Source organism: Mucilaginibacter xinganensis, assembly GCF_002257585.1.
GTDB lineage: Bacteria > Bacteroidota > Bacteroidia > Sphingobacteriales > Sphingobacteriaceae > Mucilaginibacter > Mucilaginibacter xinganensis.
Map to the genome: position 1 here is coordinate 1,690,266 of NZ_CP022743.1, position 17,559 is coordinate 1,707,824.

General features: G+C 45.0%; 17 protein-coding genes. 5 read left to right on the forward strand and 12 right to left on the reverse strand.

The features are described 5' to 3' along the window. Nucleotides 1-20 precede the first annotated feature (20 nt). A complete protein-coding gene (locus tag MuYL_RS07465) occupies nt 21-998 on the reverse strand; it encodes a LuxE/PaaK family acyltransferase (RefSeq protein ID WP_094569937.1) in 978 nt (325 codons plus the stop codon). 177 nt (nt 999-1,175) lie between these two features. Here MuYL_RS07465 and MuYL_RS07470 point away from each other — a divergent pair, with 177 nt between their 5' ends. Further along, entirely contained in the window at nt 1,176-1,850 is a 675-nt protein-coding gene (locus tag MuYL_RS07470) for a lipid-binding SYLF domain-containing protein (protein ID WP_094569938.1), read from the forward strand. A 100-nt stretch (nt 1,851-1,950) separates the two neighbouring features. On the opposite strand, the gene lysS is transcribed toward MuYL_RS07470, so the two are convergent. Beyond that, nucleotides 1,951-3,672, reverse strand: a complete 1,722-nt coding sequence (gene lysS, locus MuYL_RS07475) for a lysine--tRNA ligase (protein ID WP_094569939.1) — start codon at nt 3,670-3,672, stop codon at nt 1,951-1,953. 131 nt (nt 3,673-3,803) lie between these two features. Between lysS and MuYL_RS07480 the strand changes: the two genes are divergently transcribed. Beyond that, entirely contained in the window at nt 3,804-4,487 is a 684-nt protein-coding gene (locus MuYL_RS07480) for an HAD family hydrolase (RefSeq protein ID WP_094569940.1), read from the forward strand. 13 nt (nt 4,488-4,500) lie between these two features. Here the strand turns inward: MuYL_RS07480 and MuYL_RS07485 are convergent, their stop codons facing one another. Further along, a complete protein-coding gene (locus MuYL_RS07485; protein ID WP_094569941.1) occupies nt 4,501-5,226 on the reverse strand; it encodes a CPBP family glutamic-type intramembrane protease in 726 nt (241 codons plus the stop codon). An 8-nt stretch (nt 5,227-5,234) separates the two neighbouring features. After that, nucleotides 5,235-7,148, reverse strand: coding sequence for an AMP-dependent synthetase/ligase (locus MuYL_RS07490; RefSeq protein WP_094569942.1), 1,914 nt, complete (start codon nt 7,146-7,148; stop codon nt 5,235-5,237). Between the two features lie 332 nt (nt 7,149-7,480). On the opposite strand from MuYL_RS07490, the gene MuYL_RS07495 reads away from it, so the two are divergent. Beyond that, nucleotides 7,481-8,218: a nuclear transport factor 2 family protein gene (locus MuYL_RS07495; RefSeq protein ID WP_157740679.1), complete on the forward strand. Its 738-nt coding sequence runs from the start codon at nt 7,481-7,483 to the stop codon at nt 8,216-8,218. Nucleotides 8,219-8,253: 35 nt separating this feature from the next. Here MuYL_RS07495 and MuYL_RS07500 read toward each other — a convergent pair whose 3' ends face one another. The 5 genes from MuYL_RS07500 to MuYL_RS07520 all read right to left on the reverse strand — a co-directional run bounded on the left by MuYL_RS07500 (nt 8,254) and on the right by MuYL_RS07520 (nt 13,955). Then, nucleotides 8,254-8,595 (reverse strand): hypothetical protein, encoded by a 342-nt coding sequence (locus MuYL_RS07500; RefSeq protein WP_094569944.1) that lies wholly within the window; start codon nt 8,593-8,595, stop codon nt 8,254-8,256. A gap of 2 nt (nt 8,596-8,597) precedes the next feature. Further along, nucleotides 8,598-11,036 (reverse strand): penicillin acylase family protein, encoded by a 2,439-nt coding sequence (locus MuYL_RS07505; protein ID WP_094569945.1) that lies wholly within the window; start codon nt 11,034-11,036, stop codon nt 8,598-8,600. 542 nt (nt 11,037-11,578) lie between these two features. Continuing rightward, nucleotides 11,579-12,223, reverse strand: coding sequence for a hypothetical protein (locus tag MuYL_RS07510; protein ID WP_094569946.1), 645 nt, complete (start codon nt 12,221-12,223; stop codon nt 11,579-11,581). A gap of 138 nt (nt 12,224-12,361) precedes the next feature. Beyond that, complete coding sequence (locus MuYL_RS07515; RefSeq protein WP_094569947.1) at nt 12,362-12,862, reverse strand: cupin domain-containing protein; 501 nt, start codon at nt 12,860-12,862, stop codon at nt 12,362-12,364. Nucleotides 12,863-13,271: 409 nt separating this feature from the next. Then, a complete protein-coding gene (locus tag MuYL_RS07520; protein WP_094569948.1) occupies nt 13,272-13,955 on the reverse strand; it encodes an SGNH/GDSL hydrolase family protein in 684 nt (227 codons plus the stop codon). Between the two features lie 171 nt (nt 13,956-14,126). On the opposite strand from MuYL_RS07520, the gene MuYL_RS07525 reads away from it, so the two are divergent. Continuing rightward, nucleotides 14,127-14,612 carry a hypothetical protein gene (locus MuYL_RS07525; protein ID WP_094569949.1) on the forward strand — a complete coding sequence of 162 codons (486 nt, stop codon included), beginning with the start codon at nt 14,127-14,129 and terminating at the stop codon, nt 14,610-14,612. An 18-nt stretch (nt 14,613-14,630) separates the two neighbouring features. On the opposite strand, the gene MuYL_RS07530 is transcribed toward MuYL_RS07525, so the two are convergent. The 3 genes from MuYL_RS07530 to MuYL_RS07540 all read right to left on the reverse strand — a co-directional run bounded on the left by MuYL_RS07530 (nt 14,631) and on the right by MuYL_RS07540 (nt 16,191). Next, a complete protein-coding gene (locus MuYL_RS07530; protein ID WP_094569950.1) occupies nt 14,631-15,053 on the reverse strand; it encodes a BLUF domain-containing protein in 423 nt (140 codons plus the stop codon). A 101-nt stretch (nt 15,054-15,154) separates the two neighbouring features. Beyond that, nucleotides 15,155-15,922 carry an MBL fold metallo-hydrolase gene (locus MuYL_RS07535; RefSeq protein ID WP_094569951.1) on the reverse strand — a complete coding sequence of 256 codons (768 nt, stop codon included), beginning with the start codon at nt 15,920-15,922 and terminating at the stop codon, nt 15,155-15,157. Continuing rightward, a complete protein-coding gene (locus MuYL_RS07540) occupies nt 15,919-16,191 on the reverse strand; it encodes a hypothetical protein (RefSeq protein ID WP_094569952.1) in 273 nt (90 codons plus the stop codon). Before MuYL_RS07540 ends, MuYL_RS07535 begins: the two co-directional genes overlap by 4 nt. 186 nt (nt 16,192-16,377) lie before the next feature. Here MuYL_RS07540 and MuYL_RS07545 point away from each other — a divergent pair, with 186 nt between their 5' ends. Then, nucleotides 16,378-17,520 carry an acyltransferase family protein gene (locus MuYL_RS07545; RefSeq protein WP_094569953.1) on the forward strand — a complete coding sequence of 381 codons (1,143 nt, stop codon included), beginning with the start codon at nt 16,378-16,380 and terminating at the stop codon, nt 17,518-17,520. The last annotated feature ends 39 nt before the right edge of the window (nt 17,521-17,559 follow it).

Consider the following 17,559-nt stretch of genomic DNA (forward strand, 5'->3'; position numbering starts at 1 on the left):
TGTTAGTAGTAAGTTAAGTTTTAAGCTATCAGCAAATTACAACCCCTGATATCAGAATTATCAAAACGGCCTAAAACTTCGAATGAGTTATCCGGGTAAACCTTTCCCAGGTCCTGCGTGGCGATAAATGAGCAGGAGTTGATGTTTGAGAGGTCAATAACGTTGATGCCACCGGCTCTATTATTTTGCAAAAGCTCCAGCGGATCGTTGGTGTCACGGGTAATGACCTTCATCCAGGGCGGGCAGGCAAAAATACCTTCGCCCTTTGAATAAGCTTGCGACAGCAGTTCGGTCATCCCGTATTCTGAATGGATGGCGCTAACACCAAACCCGGCGCATAGCTGCTGATGCAATTCCTCGCGGATCATCTCTTTTCTGCGGCCCTTCATGCCACCTGTTTCCATTACAATTAACTCCGGGAAATTTATGGGGTATTGCTCCACAAAATCAAGCAGGGCAAAAGTTACCCCTATCAGTAGGGTCGGTTTTTGCGCGGCCTGCTCTTTTTTTAATTGCAGGTAAAGGTCAGCATGGTTATACAGGTAAAAGCCGCTGCCGGCATTGTTTGATTGTTTGATTAGGTCATCGGCCATATAAATAAGTGACGAGCCTTCGCGCTCCAGGTAGGAGGGTAGCAGGGCTAAAATGGTATAGTCCTCAATATCGCCGTAAAATAAGCGAAAAGCGGCCCGGAAGCTTTCCGTGTACCAGCTGACATCAGTAACCAGGTGGCGACTGGTGATCATTCCTGTAGTGCCGGAACTGGTAAAAGTTACCTCTGCGGGGACATCGGCGCTTAGCACTAAATGCGATTTGAAAAATTCAATTGGCAAAAATGGGATCTGCTGTACAGTACCTACATTTTCGGCATCGATATTTAAGCCCGATATAAAATCGTGATAAACCCTGCAGTTTTTAGCCTGGTGCCTGAAGATCTGCAAAGCAACATCGTTGAATTGCTCCTCATTGCTAATTGAAAATACCTGCTGCTTATCCATTGGTACAAAGATAGTGAATTGAAGATTTGACAATTTGAAGATTTGAAAATGTTGCACAAAAGATACCTTTACCGGCCTCAATAAAAAATGCGGAAATTATGAAACAACGCAATTTTTTAAAGGTTATAAGGTTAACATATTTGTAATTTTTATTACTATCTATTAAAAAAACAACTCATGAAAAAGTTAAGATTATTGATGCTACCGGTTATGTTAAGCATCTTTTTTGTGCTGATTTCGGCCACTACAGATGGAAGCAAAGAAACCGAACGTGTGCATGCCGCTTCGAACGTGTTAAAGGATTTCGGAAAAATGAAGGAATCTATCCCGCATGATCTGATTTCTGAATGCCAGGGTGTGGTTATTATACCTAAATTAATAAATGCAGGCTTTGTTGTTGGTGGCAAACGCGGCAGGGGCGTGGCTATGGTAAAAATGGATGATGGCAAATGGAGCGATCCTGTTTTTGTTACCTTAACAGGTGGCAGCATAGGAGCGCAAATTGGCGTACAGTCTGTTGACCTGGTTTTGATGTTCCGTCATAAAGGGGTGCTTGCCAAAGTTAAAAACGGAGATTTTACTGTTGGTGGCGATGCTTCGGCAGCTGCAGGCCCGGTTGGCAGAAGTACTTCGGCTAATACTGATTATAAGCTGGATGCCGAAATTTATTCTTATTCGCGCAGTCGCGGTTTATTTGCCGGCATCAGTATAAACGGTTCAAACCTGGCAATTGATAAAACAGCAAACGCCCGTTTTTACGGGAATGACCTGACTTCTAAAGAGATTTTTGATACTGCAAAAAGCGATAAGGAAGCTGTTAAAACACTAAAAGCCTCGCTTAACGCATTGTAAAATTAAACGGGGTTATTGAATTAAGAAGCCGCTTTGTAACGAGTTACAAAGCGGCTTCTGTGTTATAGCGAAGACTTAAGTTCATGAGCTTATTGCCAGATCAGGCAAACCAGGCCATTACCACTTCTTTTGCAGGCATGGTGATATCAAGTTTCAATTTTTTGCGCATCCCACCCAGGTCGTTAAATACCTTGTTAGGGTTTGCAGCTTTTAGATCCTCAAGCGTGTTAATACCCATTTTATTTAATACAGGCACCCACTCCGCAGGTACACCCACATGAATAAAATCGTCTGCAGTTACCGTTTTTGCTTTTTTCTCGGGGCGCATTTGCGGGAAGAACAATACTTCCTGGATGGTACTCTGATTGGTCATCAGCATTACCAAACGGTCAATACCTATACCTAAGCCTGATGTTGGCGGCATCCCGTATTCCAAAGCACGTAAAAAGTCATCATCCATAGCCATTGCTTCATCATCACCTCGGCCAGCCAGTATCAGCTGCTCTTCCAGGCGTTCGCGCTGGTCGATAGCATCATTTAGCTCAGAGTAGGCGTTAGCGATCTCTTTTCCATTTACAAACAACTCAAAACGCTCAACCAGCCCCTCTTTAGTGCGGTGCTTTTTAGCAAGCGGTGTCATCTCAATCGGGTAGTCTGTAATATAGGTTGGCTGGATCAGGTTAGCTTCAACTTTTGCACCAAAGATCTCGTCAATTAATTTGCCTTTACCCATTGAAGGGTTTACTTCAATACCAAGTTCTTTGCAGGTTTGGCGCAAGGCAGCTTCATCCATTGCTGAAACATCAATGTTGGTATATTTCAAGATTGAATCATACATAGAAAGTTTCTCGTATGGACCTGCGAAATTAATTTCATTAGCGCCAACCTGCACCACTGGAATACCATGAACGGTGCGGGCAACAATTTCCAAACACTCCTCCACCATGGCCATCATCCAGTTATAATCTTTGTAGGCCACGTAGATTTCCATGCTGGTAAATTCAGGGTTGTGGGTACGGTCCATGCCCTCGTTACGGAACATCTTACCAAACTCATAAACGCCATCAAAACCTGCTACAATCAATCGTTTTAAATACAACTCGTTGGCTATGCGTAAAAATAGCGGCATATCCAGTGTGTTGTGGTGTGTGCCGAAAGGGCGTGCAGCCGCACCACCATGCACGGGTTGTAATATTGGGGTTTCCACTTCCAGCCAGCCCTGCTTGTTAAAGTATTCGCGCATGCTGCTGATTACTTTTGAACGTTTCAGGAAAATCTGTTTAAATTCCGGGTTAACGGTAAGGTCAACATAACGCTGGCGATAGCGAAGTTCAGGATCAGTGAAGGCATCGTGCGTATTTCCTTCTTCATCGCGTTTTACAACGGGCAGCGGTTTTAACGCTTTTGCCAGTAAAACCAGTTCCTGCACATGCACAGAAATTTCACCGGTTTGCGTTAAAAATACAAATCCTTTAACCCCGATATAGTCGCCAATATCAAGCAGTTTCTTAAATACGGTATTGTAAAGCGTTTTGTCTTCACACGGGCAAATATCATCGCGTTTCAGGTAGATCTGCATGCGACCGGTTGAATCCTGCAGTTCAGCAAAAGATGCGCTGCCCATAATGCGGCGGGTCATGATACGGCCTGCAAGGGTAACCTGTTTATAGTGATCAGGAAATCGGTTGAAATTGTCAGTAATGTCCTGTGCAAAAGCAGTAACCTTATATTCCTCGGCGGGATATGGGTTAATACCTAAAGCGCGCAGTTGTTGTAACGATTCGCGGCGTAAAATTTCCTGTTCAGATAGTGCAGTACTCATATTTTTAATAAAGGTGCAAAAATAGCGTTTTTGAGGTGAAAGGAGAAAGGTAAAAGCAGAAAGGTTGAGTTACAGATTTGCCAACTTTTTAAAAGTTTACAAATCTTCGAACGCAGCATATATCTTTGAATATGAATTTAAAAGTAATTGCGTTTGATGCCGATGATACGCTTTGGGTAAATGAGCCCTATTACCGGCAAACAGAGGAGCAATTTTATAATTTGCTGGGCGGGTATTCAACTCAACATGAACTGGAGCGAGAGTTACTGAAAACGGAGATTGGTAACCTTACTTTTTACGGCTATGGCATAAAAGGTTTTGTGCTTTCGATGATTGAAACTGCTTTGCGGATCTCAAATAATACAATAAGCGCAGAAGTGGTTGGGGCGATACTGGACCTGGGAAAACAAATGCTGAACCAGCCGATTGAGCTGCTTGATGGCGTTGAGGACGTGCTGGGGACATTAAAAAGTAAATACCGCCTTGTGGTTGCTACTAAAGGTGATTTGCTTGACCAGGAACGCAAGTTAAAGAAATCGGGCATCAGTCATTATTTTCATCATATCGAGATCATGTCTGAAAAAGACGATGCCAATTACCTGAAGCTGATCAGGCACCTTGATATTGCACCCCAGGAACTGCTGATGGTGGGTAACTCTTTGAAGAGTGATATCATGCCTGTGCTTAATATCGGCGGCAATGCGGTACATGTGCCTTACCATATCACGTGGGCCCATGAGCAAATTGAGCATAGCATTGAAAGTGAAAAATTTAAAAGTGTGGTTGAAATAAGAGAGCTGCTGGGATTTTTATAGCAGACGAGCCAGGTTAAATTCGCCCTGCTGAAAGCATCACGGAAACCATGTTGATGATACAGTGAAGGGCAAATCCCCAGAAAAAGCCGTTTTTAAAGCGGACAAAGGTAATTGCCCAGCCCATTAAAAGCTGTGGCAGCACATATACCGGATAGATCCAGATGACTGGCCATTGGATAGGAGAATAGTTTGCTATATGCATTAAACCAAACAAGCACATTGACAGGATAATGAGCTGATTGCGGAAACGATAGTCAACAATTGAAAGTCCGTTGGGAATGTTAAATATACAAGCCAGGTAAATAATGGCTGATATGGAAAGGCGTATGCCAATATTTAACATCGGCGAGCTAATGTGCTTAAATAGAAAACTATCAAACAAAAACGCAGCTGCTGAAAATGCGAAAGCAATGTCCCGTTTTTTTAATGACAATGGCAGCCTGAAAATAGTTTCCTCCAGTAACGGGCCTAGCAGGCCCACATAGAAAAACGCCTTCCAATAGCCCAGTTTTTGAAAGAAATGCCGCATACTGTCATGCTGGACTTTATTTATAGTTTTAAAGTGCAGCACATGCACCACAAAATTGTCGGCAGCGATTATAAGCGGCGCTATAAACAGAATGGCCAAAAAAAGCACGCCGTAAATTTTGAGCAGCAACCACAACTTTGCTGTAAAAGCGGCATTTGGTTGCTGCAAAAGGTTTGGATATTCGTTTACGGCCAGCAGTTCTTTAAACACGATTTAATTTAATCTGCTTCGGTTTCCTGTAAATATAATTCATCAATAATTTTGGCGTATTTTTTTTCAATCACCTTTCGCTTAGCTTTCATGGTGGGTGTTATTTCGCCGTCTTCAATGCTGAATGGGTTACGTTTTACCCTGAAATTTTTCACGCGCTCAAACTTGGCAAGCTCACTGGAATATTTCTTTACATCCTGGCCTATCCAGTCAGCAATTTCCTTCTCATCAATAAATACATCAGGTTTTTCGAAAAACTCCTGGCTTAAATTAAAAGCCTCCTGCAGGGTTTCTTTTGCCGGGACGACAATTGCTGTTATGTATTCCCTTTTATCGCCGATTAAAAAGATCTGTTCAATTTTAGGGCTTTTGAGGTAAGTATTTTCAACAGGTGTTGGATAGATGTTTTTACCATAAGCGTTAACCAGCATGTTTTTTAGCCTGTCGGTTATTTGCAGGTTACCTTTAAAGTATCTGCCGATATCGCCGGTATGAAACCATCCTTCGGCATCAATTACTGAAGCTGTTTCTTCGGGCTTGTTCCAGTAGCCTTTCATTACACAATGCCCGCGAACGATGATCTCTCCTTCTTCCGACTGAAAATCCTCTTTGAAAGTATCGTGGGTTTGTATGGTATAAATGTGTTGGTTATCAATATTTTGTATGGCAACCTCGATGCCCGGGATAATGCGGCCAACGGTTCCGTAAATAATCCGGTCGGTTTCAGTAACGGCCATCACGGGCGACGTTTCCGTAAGTCCAAATCCTTCCAGGATCTTTATGCCCAGGTCGCCAAAAAACTCACCGATATTTTTGGGCAGCGCACCCCCACCGGAAAGCATGATCTTTAGCCTGCCGCCGGTTTTTTCCTTTATTTTACTAAATACCAGCTTTTCGGCAATTTTATGTTGCTGGCTAAGTATGATGCCCGGTTTTTTGCCCGCTTCATGCGCTAGCCTTACTTCCTTGCCAATTTTAAGCGACCACAAAAATATGTTTGATTTTATACCACCCGCGCTGGTGCCATTTTTCATGGCCCGGTCATGAATCCGCTCCAAAAGGCGGGGTACGCAGTTCATAACGGTCGGCCTAACTTCGGCCATGTTTTTTGCCAGCAGGTCCAGGCTTTGTGCAAAAGCTATTTTGGCACCCGTGAACAGGCAAATGTGATAGGTAGCCGTGCGCTCAAATACGTGCGACAGCGGCAAAAACGAAAGGAAGATATCTGTAGCTTCAATAATGGGGATTTGAATAAGACTCACCCGCGCATTTTCGGTTAAATTGAAATGCGTAAGCATAACTCCTTTTGGTGTACCTGTAGTGCCCGAAGTATAAATCAAGCAGGAAAGATCAGAAGGCAAGATAGCTTCACGTGCACTTTTAATGGCGGACGTGTATTTATCATCCATTTTTAAGCCTTCGTCTATCACCTGTTTAAGGCTTACAACGCCTGCATTCAGGCTTAATTTAGCTATGGATTTCTCAAAATCATCAAATGCCGGAATTATCCTAACCAATGCCGGGCAGTTATTGGCTATTTTTACGATTTTGCGTAACAGGAACGGGCTACCTACCAAAATGGTTTTCGCGCCTGAATCATTCAAAATATATTCAATCTCGGTTTCTGACAAGGTAGGATAAATGGAGGTGTTTATTGCCCCGATTTGCTGCAGCGCCTGGTCGTAATAAACGTAATCCGGCCCGTTCTCAATGATCAGCGCCAGCCGGTCTCCCTTTTTTATACCGATTTCCAGCAACCACGACGATATGGCATCAATGTTTTCCAATGCCTTACGATAGGTGATCTCAACCCAGTCGTCACCTACTTTATGGGTCATAAAAGTATGCGTGTCTGGATGGATGTTTTTTACGATATAGCGGATGAGGCCGGGAATGGTTGATCTTTCAGCTGCCGTGTTCATTCAGTTATTAAGAGGTTTATAATTGAAACAAATTTATAAAGATTAACCTGATTTTTTAGCTATTGCAATAATATGATTACGCCCCTTTTGTTTAGCAGATGTGAACGAATAATTTTATTACATTTACGGCATAGTTACTTTCACTCCATATCAATTACGGATAGTTAAAAATCCGGCCCTTTAAACGGTTGTCAACCGCTGCTTCATTAGGCAGCAACGGAGTTGTTATTACCGTTTTTTCAACAAACATATTTCAAATTAATTTAAATAACCGATCAATTATCTGGGTTATGGCCAATTTATGCCGTATCCCGTTATCAAAATATATATTTATGGAACCAAAATCCAATAAAACAATAGTACTGGAGTGTTATCGAAAAATAATCCGCGATCTTGACCTTTCTCTCGTTGATAGCTATGTGCATGAGGATTACATTCAGCACAGCCCAACTGTGAAAGACGGCCGGGCCGGTTTGCTCGAAATGTTGGCCTTTCTTAAAACGCTTCCAAAGCCGGCAGTGCCGGGGCCTTCGCCAATAATAAGGGTGATTGCTGACGGCGACCTGGTAGCTGTGCACCTGGATATTGAATTTATGGCGCAACATGTAGCTGTAATTGACCTTTTTCGCCTGCGCAATGGAAAGATAGCCGAGCATTGGGACGCAGGACAACCCCTTGCCCCAATCGGTGACGAACCAATTACAATGACCAACGGGCGCACAGCAATTGACGAAACAGCCGATAAGCAAGTCTCTAAAACAATGATCAGGGATTTTTATGGGGAATTATTTAGATCAGAACGGGACGATGCAGTTGCTAAATTCCTTGCGCATGATTATGTAGAACACAATGTTGCGAACGGCCTGGTGAATAGCACAAATGGTGAATTTAAAGTACACAGAATTATTGGTGAAGGCGATTTTGTTGCTGCCCATGTTGAACGCTTGGCCTCAGGGCAATCGTTTGCGCAAATGCACCTGTTCAGGGTAGCCGGCGGAAAAGTTGCGGAACACTGGAGCGTTGAACAGCAGGTTCCGGAAACCATGGCACACGGCAACGGGATGTTTTAATCCGGACGTACTGCGCTGCTTTTTAGCCTTACCCATTATTGTTCCCTGTTAAAAGCCTTCTTCAGTAATACGCCCGATAATGCCGACATGCCGCCTACGATGCCGCCAATTAACGCGGTTATCAGCAACAGCAGGATCCAGTTCGGCAGCTGAAACAGGGTGGCAACATGTTTGGCAAGGATGTTATCGTTAGGAATGGTTTTAAAAAGTGCCAGTATCGTCCAAACTATAAACACAGCGGCAAAGCCAGACCAAAATGACTTTGCCGCTGTTTTGCCTATAAATAAAGCCGGCAAGAATGACGCTATGGCTATTACCCACCATGGTAAAAAGTAGCCGCTGCCAAAGGTTAATATCAGTATGATGAAAAATAGCATAATTACTTTTTATTAAGCGTTAAGGTTGACTTGATCCTGGCTGAACTTTCATCGGCCGACTTTAAGAACAGCAGTTCATTCAGCTCGCCATCTTTCCAGGTGTTAAACATGTTGCGGAAAAAGAAGCTGCCCGGGTTGCCGGACTCACCTCCTGGGAACACCCCATAGCCTTTTACTGTTGGCCCCATTTGCACTACCATTCGCCATGACGGCCCGTTATTGCCGCGCAAGGCATTGATAACCCCACCTGTGCCCCCTGCCGGGAACAGTCCTGTGCCGAAGCCTGGTAAGTTGGCCATGTGGTTGATGAATGTTTCTTTTACCATTCCCCATTGCCACTTATCACCAGGTTTGCCATGCCCGCGCACCAGGTCGTCAACGGTATTGTAAAAAGCATGACTTACCATATCGGCGCAACTTTCTTTTAACGGAGTATGCACATTATCAAACCATTTGGAATTTGGCTCGGTTAGCAACAACTTTTCAGTACGATCGTACGAGGGGAATTTAAGGTAGGTTCCTTTTGCGCCAAACTCATCCGACCAAACCAGGTTATAGAAGTTAGCCCACCACCTGTTAAAGATACTTGCACCAACCGAATTGGCGGCGTAGTGTTTATCCCATTGTTTTATCATGCCGAAGGCTTTGGCCTGGTCATCGCTGAGCTTTGTGGGGTCAATGTATTTGATCAGGGCAGGCAATACGTCCTGTGCCAGGATGCTGTAATTGTCGCTTTGCATCAGCCTCATGCTGTCAACGGTGGCTTTTTGCATGGCGGTAAGGCGGTCGTTTATGCGTTTGCCGCGATAGTATTGCTCATAGCGCCAGTTGATGTAATACGGATAAGTAGGGTCAGTTGACGATTGATTAGCCGAGCTTACAAAGCCCCTCGGCGGGTTCTTCACCGTCGGGTTTTGGTCTGCTGGGATCCAGCCGTGCCAGTCATTGGCGGGGTCGCTGCCATCCATTATGTATTTACCCTGCTCTTTGTATTTGAGGGGGAATTTCCCGTTGGGAGTTATAGCAATATCGTTATCATTACTGGCGAAGATGAAGTTCTGCGCCGGGGCGGTAAAGTGAGAGATGGCCTCGCGGTAATCTGCGTAGTTTTTAGCGCGATTAAGGTTATAAAAGCACAAAAACTCGTTCGACTCATCGTGTGCTATCCACCGCAAAGCATCTCCAACGGGGATATGCTCAAACTCATCCTTCGGTTTTTGGGCTGTAGTTTCATAAACCACGGGGCCATGGTGCGTGTACAGCACGGTATCTGTTTCAGCTTGCTGCCCCAGGATGCTGATCACCTCCAGCCGCTTTTTAACAGGGTTCCACTTGTTGTTGTACCAGTACTCGCTTTTGGTTTTATCCCTGAATTTTACCTGGTACCAGTCCAGCACATCGGCATCAACGTTGGTAACACCCCAGCTCACCTTCTGGTTGTAGCCGATAATCACACAAGGAGCACCCGGCAGCGATACACCGTTCACGTTGCCCGTGGGCGACGACAGCTGTATTTGATACCAGATAGCGGGGAACGTTAAGTTGAGGTGCGGGTCGTTAGCCAAAATAGGGTAGCCGGTGGCCGACTTACTGCCAGATATCGCCCAGTTATTACTGCCAATGCCATCTACTTTTTCACGGGTTTTGATCCCTTCGGTCATCTGCGCGAGGTACCCTGCTGATGGTTTGGGGATAGGCAGCGGCTTAAAGTTCCATTTGGTACCCACGGGGATAATGGGCGATTCATGAAAAGGATAATCAGGGAAAAGGTCGTTTACCGCCTGCGGGCCAAAGCGGCGCAGGTTGTTGGTCATGGCGAACTGGTCCGAGCCGCCTGCCAGTGTTTCAGACATCAGCTTCAGTAAGAAGATACAGTTAATTGGCTTCCATTCCTCGGGGGCGTAGTTCAGCAGCTTAAACTCCAGCGGGTAGCTTTTGGGGCTCAGCGAGTGGATGTAGTTGTTCACTCCGTCGGTGTAAGCGGTTACCATGGTGCGGGTTTGCGGGTTGGCCATGATGCCTTTAAGGCCGTTTTCGGCGCCATACACCATGCCCATGCGGCGATGGTAACGGTCAATATCAAGTGCTTTGGGGCCAACCACTTCGGCCAGCCTGCCGGCGGCACTGCGGGTTTGAATATCCATTTGCCACAGTCGGTCGCGGGCGGTTACAAAGCCCTGGGCATAGTAAAGGTCGTGATCGTTTTTGGCGAAGATATGCGGGATCCGGTTCTCATCATAACGGATGATCACCTCATCCAGCAAGCCGGTAAGCTTCAGCTTTTCCGCAGGCAGGATGTTCTTGCTTTCCGCATTTTGCCAGAAACCGGTAGAAGGGTTCAGGAACACGCCGATAGCCGGAACAGGCCCGATCTTGATTTCGAGTACTACGATGAGTAATGCGGTAATGATGATGGAAAGGAAAGCTTTAACAAACTTCATTGCGGGGCAAGTTTATTGAGGCAAGATAAGGAATAGGAGGGAGAATGTAAAGAAGGAAGAAAAAGATCGGAACCGGGGAAGGCCCGAAGCCGTAAAGACGCTTGTTCCGCGGAACAGTGTGAACAAGTGGAACAGGTGGAACAAGATTCAACTCCCTAATCCGGCTATGGATTTACGCTTTTGAAGGTAAAACGATTCCTGTTCCGCGGAACAGTGTGAACAAGTGGAACAGGTGGAACAAAGGTTCAGTGCTCTAATCCGGCTATAGATTTACGCTTTTGAAGGTAAAATGATGATTGTTCCGCGGAACAGTGTGAACAAGCGGAACAGGTGGAACAAGATTCAACTCCCTAATCCGGCAATGGATTTACGCTTTTGAAGCTAAAACGATTCCTGTTCCGCGGAACAGTGTGAACAAGTGGAACAGGTGGAACAAAGATTCAGTGCTCTAATCCGGCTATAGATTTACGCTTTTGAAGCTAAAACGATGCTTGTTCCGCGGAACAAGTGTGAACAAACGGAACAAGTGGAACAGGATTTTCTTAATTGTCGCTCACGATCGCCGCTTTCTTTCGCTGTTTATTTACGCTGTGGTTCTTGAGCAGGTTGTAGGTGAAATTAAAACCCATAAACTGGGTGCTCCGGCTGTTGTTGGTGCCATCAAAAAAATAATAGCCCTGCACTACGGCAACAGCCAGTTTTTCGGAGATATTGAAGTTGATGCTGTTGCAGATCTCGGTCATTAAACCCTGTTTAGCTTTAAATATATAGCCCCCGCCCAGGCACAACGATTCGGCAAACCTGCCTTTGGAGAAGATATTGATGGTGGGCCTGAACTCCACGAACCGGGTAGTATCGGCACCGGAACTCAGCGAGTTTACCCTGCCCGTAGCCAGTCCGATATCAAATATGCCAAATGTTTTCCCAAACTCAACTGATGGCGAAAACCGTTTGGCCGCCCCTCCTTTGGTGTTCACAAAAATATTGGCGCTTGCGGTTACGTAATAATACCTCGGCTCCTTGTTTTCTTTGGAAGTATCCGATTCAATTACCGTGTCTTTGCCGGCCTTGCTGCGATGGCCGGCAGCAATCACCGCTTTTGAAACTGCCGGCACCCTCGGCGGTGTTGCCTGTCCCCATACAAAAGCGGCGGACAACATTAAGAGCAGCATAAATACTATTTTCATGGAACAGGGGTATATGATTGCAGCAATAAGAAAATTGTTGTTGATAACAGTTTTTCTATTTCAATGTTCTGTTCACCTAAAAATAAAATAGCACAATGGCAGGCACATCAAACGCAACACAAAAAAGCCAATGAAGGGTTAACCCAAAAAGTCTGGCGGATAAAGCGTTTGTCCGTACTTTGCCGCTAGCGCCTGTACCTTCTGCAGGGCTTCGGCATCCATCACCGGTGGCGGCAGGAAGGTGCCGGTTTCCACGGGCTTGCCAATTGCTAAAAACATTTCTTCCAGGCCTGATGGTACAACCATGCAAAGCAAATGCGCAAGACTGTCTGTTTTGTTTTTAAAGCAATGTACTATGCCGCCTTTGGGGATGCTGATAAAAGCGCCCTTTTGGGCTATGTACGTACCGGCTTCACTTTTAACTTCAACCTCGCCATCAACCACGTAAAACGATTCCTGGAAATCAGGATGTGCATGTGGCCCCGGACCACCTCCCGGCGGAATCAGCATATCAATAGTAGCAAATGCGCCACCGGTTTCTTTACCCGATACCAATATGCGGTAATTACCACCGGCAACCGACAGGCTCTGCCCCTCGCTCGCCCCAATTGCAACAGGTGCCGCTTTTGAATTTTCCATAGTTTTTCAGCTAAATGTTTGTAATACAAACTTCGGCGGAATAATCGGAATAAAATAATGGGGCGGGGGAAATAATGGGATTGAGGTGCCTTATAATAAGATTTTGTAATTTGGCGGGGTTAAGCGGCATATTTCATGCCATTTAGCTCATTGCAGCGCAGGGTCCTCTGCGAGAGACCCTGCGGGGACAGAATCTCGCCTCACCAAATCCTCTCCAAAGGAGAGGACTTGAACTTCGCGCTTTTTTAGAACCCTCTCCTTTGGAGAGGGCAGGGTGAGGCAACCAGGTTTGTGGGGAGAATTAATTATGTATTTCCGCTTAACTTAATAGCCGCTGTAATTTGGTGGCACCCTGCGGGGATTTTTTAAATAACTCAGGCCCGGCGCCTAAGCCACGGCATCACCACCCCTAATTCCTGCTAACCAAAGCTTCTGCAATGGCCTTTTCAACCATCGGCTCCATGATGCGGTAACCCTCAAGGGTAGGGTGCACACCATCTTTGGCCAGGTTTGGCGACAGGCCGCTTTTATCATTGGCCATAGCGGTAAAATAATCCAGGTAGGTAAAACCGTTTTTAGCTGCATAAGCTTTCAGCATATCGTTAATTGCCTTTATACCGGCTACGGGGTTAATGGCAGGCCGCCACGGGAAGGCGTTGGCGGGCAGTATGCTGGAGATTACCACCTTAATATGGTTTGCACGGGCCAGTTCAGCCATAGAAGCAATGTTACCAAAAACATCTTCGAGCTTTGAGGGGCCATTGTTTTGCGCCACATCATTTATACCGGCAAGTATCACCACTACTTTGGGTTTAAGGCTAATCACATCTTCGCGAAAGCGCACCAGCATTTGCCCGGTAGTTTGCCCGCTTATGCCGCGGTTATAATAAGGTTTCCCGGCAAAAAATTCAGAGTCGCTTTTTATCCAGAAGTCGGTGATGGAATCTCCCATATAAACCACCCGTTTTTCGCCTTTGGCCGGTGCGGGTACTTTGCTGTTATCATCCTCATATCGTTTAATGTTGGCCCAGTCCTGTGCGTGGGCATCAACGGCAAAAAAAAGTACAAAAGCAATAAAAAGTAGTTTGTTCATAGCTGGTATTAATTAATCAAAAAGTAAAAGTTTTGCCTGTTGAGCGAAATGCTAAGGCATTGCAATATATAAAGCCGGAATTGGAAATAATAATAAAAAAATTAAACCATTTGCGGGGGCTATGGTCAAACGCCTTTAAGCTATTGACAAACAGTGTAACTATCCCCGGCTATGGCAGCTACCCATGCAAATAAAACTTCTGTTATACTTTTTCACCGTTTAACGTTTTTATGCCTTCTCCCACTCATCTTACAATCGTGCAACAGCAATAAAAATATTTACAAAAGCGATTGCGACGTGAATGTTGCCTTTAAAAAAGTAACGTTTACCCACCTGCTGGATAGCATTAAAAGTTACGATCAGCAATATGTAGAGGTATCGGGAACCTATAAGGAGGCAAAAGAACAATCTGCATTATACAACGACAGTCTTTTTGTTGACCACTCCAATAAACATGCCCTTTGGATCAACTTTAGCCAGGATTGCCCGCTATATTTAAAAGGGACCCGCACCGGTCTTTTTGAAGCTAATGACGACGGATTTACGCCCATTAATAATAAAAAAGTACTGATCCGCGGCAAAATAGACCTGCACAACACCGGCTACCATGGCTTGTACAAAGGTTCAATTGACAGGGTTAGCTTTATTGAACTGTAAAATTTCCGGGACATTTTATTAATGCGTAATTACCAGGTTGTTGGTGGTAATAAAGGTTTTTAAAATGTTTACCGCGGCATTGTTATTTTCACTGTTCAGGATCTCGTCTGTCGATCCTAAAAATCCTGCAATTTCTTTGGTATTATCTTCGTCCACAGCAGCAAAGCCCATTGACCAATCGGGGAAGTTTCTTTCAGTAAGGGACTTGTCCAGCAGTTTAATCAGGCTTTTGTGCCTCGGGTCCAGGTCCACAATGTCATATAGTTTATCAACATCTTTAGCCTCGCCCTCAATCGCCTGTATAAATGTTCCGCCGCTGTAAAGCAATACGCCGGTAATGTTGTAAGCTTTGTTGTTTTTTTGTGCGGATTTAAGGATCGCCAGCAATTCATTATCCTGCATCAATCGGACAGCAGAGCTGATATAAACTATTTGTTTCATTCCAGGCAAAAATATTACTGCAAAGTAAAACTAAATAGCGCTATTTTAAACTAAATTGTTAAACACTGGCGGAATAAGTTTTGTGTTTGGGGATGTATCGCCTAACCGGGCAGCTGTAATTGTAAACCATCATACGCCATTTCAATGCCGCGGGGCAGCTCTTTGCTGATGTCGTGATGCCTCCCCAGGCGATGGCTGATGTGGGTTAAATAAGTTTTTTCTGCGCCTACCAGGTCGGCAAAGGCAAGGGCTTCCTCAAGCGTAAAATGGCTGATGTGGTCCTGTTTCTGCAGCGCGTTGATCACCAGTACCTTGCTGCCTTTAATTTTTTCTATCTCCTGTTCTGAAACCGTTTTGGCATCGGTGATATAGGTAAAATCATTCACCCTGAAACCCATTACCGGTAGTTTATAATGCAGTACCTCAATTGGGGTAAAGGTAATGTGGCCTATATCAAACGGGTCCCCGTTAATGGTATGCAGGTTAAGCTGGGGAATGCCCGGGTATTTAAATTCATCAAAAATATAATAGAACTCGCGCTTTAAAGCCGCCTGTACCCGCAGGTCGGCATACACCTCAACAGCTGCATTTTGCCGGTAGTTAAACGCGCGGATATCATCAAGCCCGGCAATATGGTCCTTGTGTTCGTGGGTAAAAACAATAGCATCCAGTCGTTGCACCTTTGCCCTCAGCATCTGGTACCTGAAATCGGGCCCCGAATCAACAACAATAACTTTGCCTTTGTCTTCAATTAAAATAGAGGTGCGCAAGCGCGAATCGCGCGAATCTGCCGATGTACAAACCTCACAGTTGCAGGCAATAACAGGTACGCCCTGCGAAGTTCCGGTTCCTAAAAAAGTTATGGTCACAGTTCCAGTGTAGTTTGTTTAAGCTGCTGGTGAAAAGCAATTTGTTTTTCATCAAGCAGGTTATAGTCCATTTCTAAATCGCGGGCCAGCTCGCTTATGGCCAGTATTTTACTTTCGAGCCCCGAAAATTTGTTTACCACTATCACTTTGCTGTTGAGCAGTAAACAGGCACCTGTTTTAAAATTACCTTTTTCATACCTAACACGGTAGCCGCTGGTTTTCAGCAGCATTTCCAGTTTTTCGAGCGTATGGTTGGTTACCGTTAACATGAGGCTCAAAAATAGGAAGAAAAGTCGGGAAGTCCGAAACTTGGAAAAGTCCGAAAGACGGAAAAATGCGCAGACATAAAAAACACGAAGCATTGCCGGCAAAAAAAATCTTCATGACTTTACTGACTTTTCCTACTTTCCAACTATATTGTACCTCAATAAATCTAAAACAATTTAATTTAAACTATGGATCAAAGCCCTAATCGCTTTCTTTCGCTCGATGTATTTCGCGGAATGACAATTTGTTTCATGATAATTGTAAACACGCCCGGAAGCGGAGCAGTGCCGTTTGCCCCCCTTGAACACGCTGCCTGGTTTGGTTTTACCCCAACAGACCTTGTTTTCCCTTCCTTTTTATTTGCAGTAGGCAACGCCATGAGCTTTGCCATGAAAAAATTTGCGGGGCAAAGTAACGGTACCGTGGTATGGAAGATAGTAAAGCGTACAGCGCTGATCTTTTTGTTCGGGTACCTGATGTCGTGGTTCCCTTTCTTTTTGCATGATGCAAATGGCTGGCATTTTCAGCTGACGCCTATAAGCCATACCCGCATCCTTGGTGTTTTACAGCGCATAGCTTTATGTTATATGTTTGCTTCGCTGATGGTGCACTTTATAAAATCGGTAAAAACTATTGTGGTGATCAGCGTATTGCTGCTTTTTGGTTACTGGTTCCTGCTGCTCATCTTTGGCGATCCGGCTAACCCATACGGGATGCTGACCAACGCGGGTACTTATCTTGATAAATTTGTAATGGGCGACGACCACCTGTACCATGGCGAGGGCGTGGCTTTTGATCCCGAGGGGATTTTGAGTACCCTGCCGGCCATAGTAAACGTTATTTGCGGTTATTTTGCAGGGCGGTATGTACAGGAAAAAGGGAAGCGATACGAAACTATTGCAAAATTAATGCTTTGGGGCGGGCTGTTCATCTTTATAGCACTTTGCTGGAATATGGCGTTCCCGATCTCTAAAAAATTATGGTCGAGCCCTTTCACGCTTTTAACCGTTGGCCTGGATCTGCTCATCATTTCAGCGCTGATCTATATCATTGAGATCCGTGAATGGAACAAAGCCAACTGGACCGCATTCTTTACCACCGTGGGTAAAAACCCGCTGCCGGTTTATCTTTTTTCAGAACTTTTTTTAGTTACCCTTTGGATGATAAAGGTAACGCCAGGCGGCAATCCGGCAGGCTGGATCAACCAGGTATTTTTCCAGGTTGTTGCCCCCGGCGCTGTAGGGTCGTTGCTGTTCGCTATTTTTTACATGCTCATCTGCTGGACATTCGGTAAGATCCTGGATAAGAACAAGATCTATTTGAGGGTGTAAGTCCCTTTGTCCTTATGAAAAGAGTGGAGAATCTTCGCG

Bases quoted from the DNA above. Each gene is read 5' to 3' on its own strand.
- MuYL_RS07470 (WP_094569938.1), top strand. From the start codon at position 1,176: ATGAAAAAGTTAAGATTATTGATGCTACCGGTTATGTTAAGCATCTTT.
- MuYL_RS07480 (WP_094569940.1), top strand. From the start codon at position 3,804: ATGAATTTAAAAGTAATTGCGTTTGATGCCGATGATACGCTTTGGGTA.
- MuYL_RS07515 (WP_094569947.1), bottom strand. From the start codon at position 12,862: ATGGAAAATTCAAAAGCGGCACCTGTTGCAATTGGGGCGAGCGAGGGG.
- MuYL_RS07540 (WP_094569952.1), bottom strand. From the start codon at position 16,191: ATGTTAACGGTAACCAACCATACGCTCGAAAAACTGGAAATGCTGCTG.
- MuYL_RS07495 (WP_157740679.1), top strand. From the start codon at position 7,481: ATGGAACCAAAATCCAATAAAACAATAGTACTGGAGTGTTATCGAAAA.
- MuYL_RS07530 (WP_094569950.1), bottom strand. From the start codon at position 15,053: ATGAAACAAATAGTTTATATCAGCTCTGCTGTCCGATTGATGCAGGAT.
- MuYL_RS07505 (WP_094569945.1), bottom strand. From the start codon at position 11,036: ATGAAGTTTGTTAAAGCTTTCCTTTCCATCATCATTACCGCATTACTC.
- MuYL_RS07490 (WP_094569942.1), bottom strand. From the start codon at position 7,148: ATGAACACGGCAGCTGAAAGATCAACCATTCCCGGCCTCATCCGCTAT.
- MuYL_RS07500 (WP_094569944.1), bottom strand. From the start codon at position 8,595: ATGCTATTTTTCATCATACTGATATTAACCTTTGGCAGCGGCTACTTT.
- MuYL_RS07510 (WP_094569946.1), bottom strand. From the start codon at position 12,223: ATGAAAATAGTATTTATGCTGCTCTTAATGTTGTCCGCCGCTTTTGTA.
- MuYL_RS07525 (WP_094569949.1), top strand. From the start codon at position 14,127: ATGGCAGCTACCCATGCAAATAAAACTTCTGTTATACTTTTTCACCGT.
- MuYL_RS07545 (WP_094569953.1), top strand. From the start codon at position 16,378: ATGGATCAAAGCCCTAATCGCTTTCTTTCGCTCGATGTATTTCGCGGA.
- MuYL_RS07520 (WP_094569948.1), bottom strand. From the start codon at position 13,955: ATGAACAAACTACTTTTTATTGCTTTTGTACTTTTTTTTGCCGTTGAT.
- MuYL_RS07465 (WP_094569937.1), bottom strand. From the start codon at position 998: ATGGATAAGCAGCAGGTATTTTCAATTAGCAATGAGGAGCAATTCAAC.
- lysS (WP_094569939.1), bottom strand. From the start codon at position 3,672: ATGAGTACTGCACTATCTGAACAGGAAATTTTACGCCGCGAATCGTTA.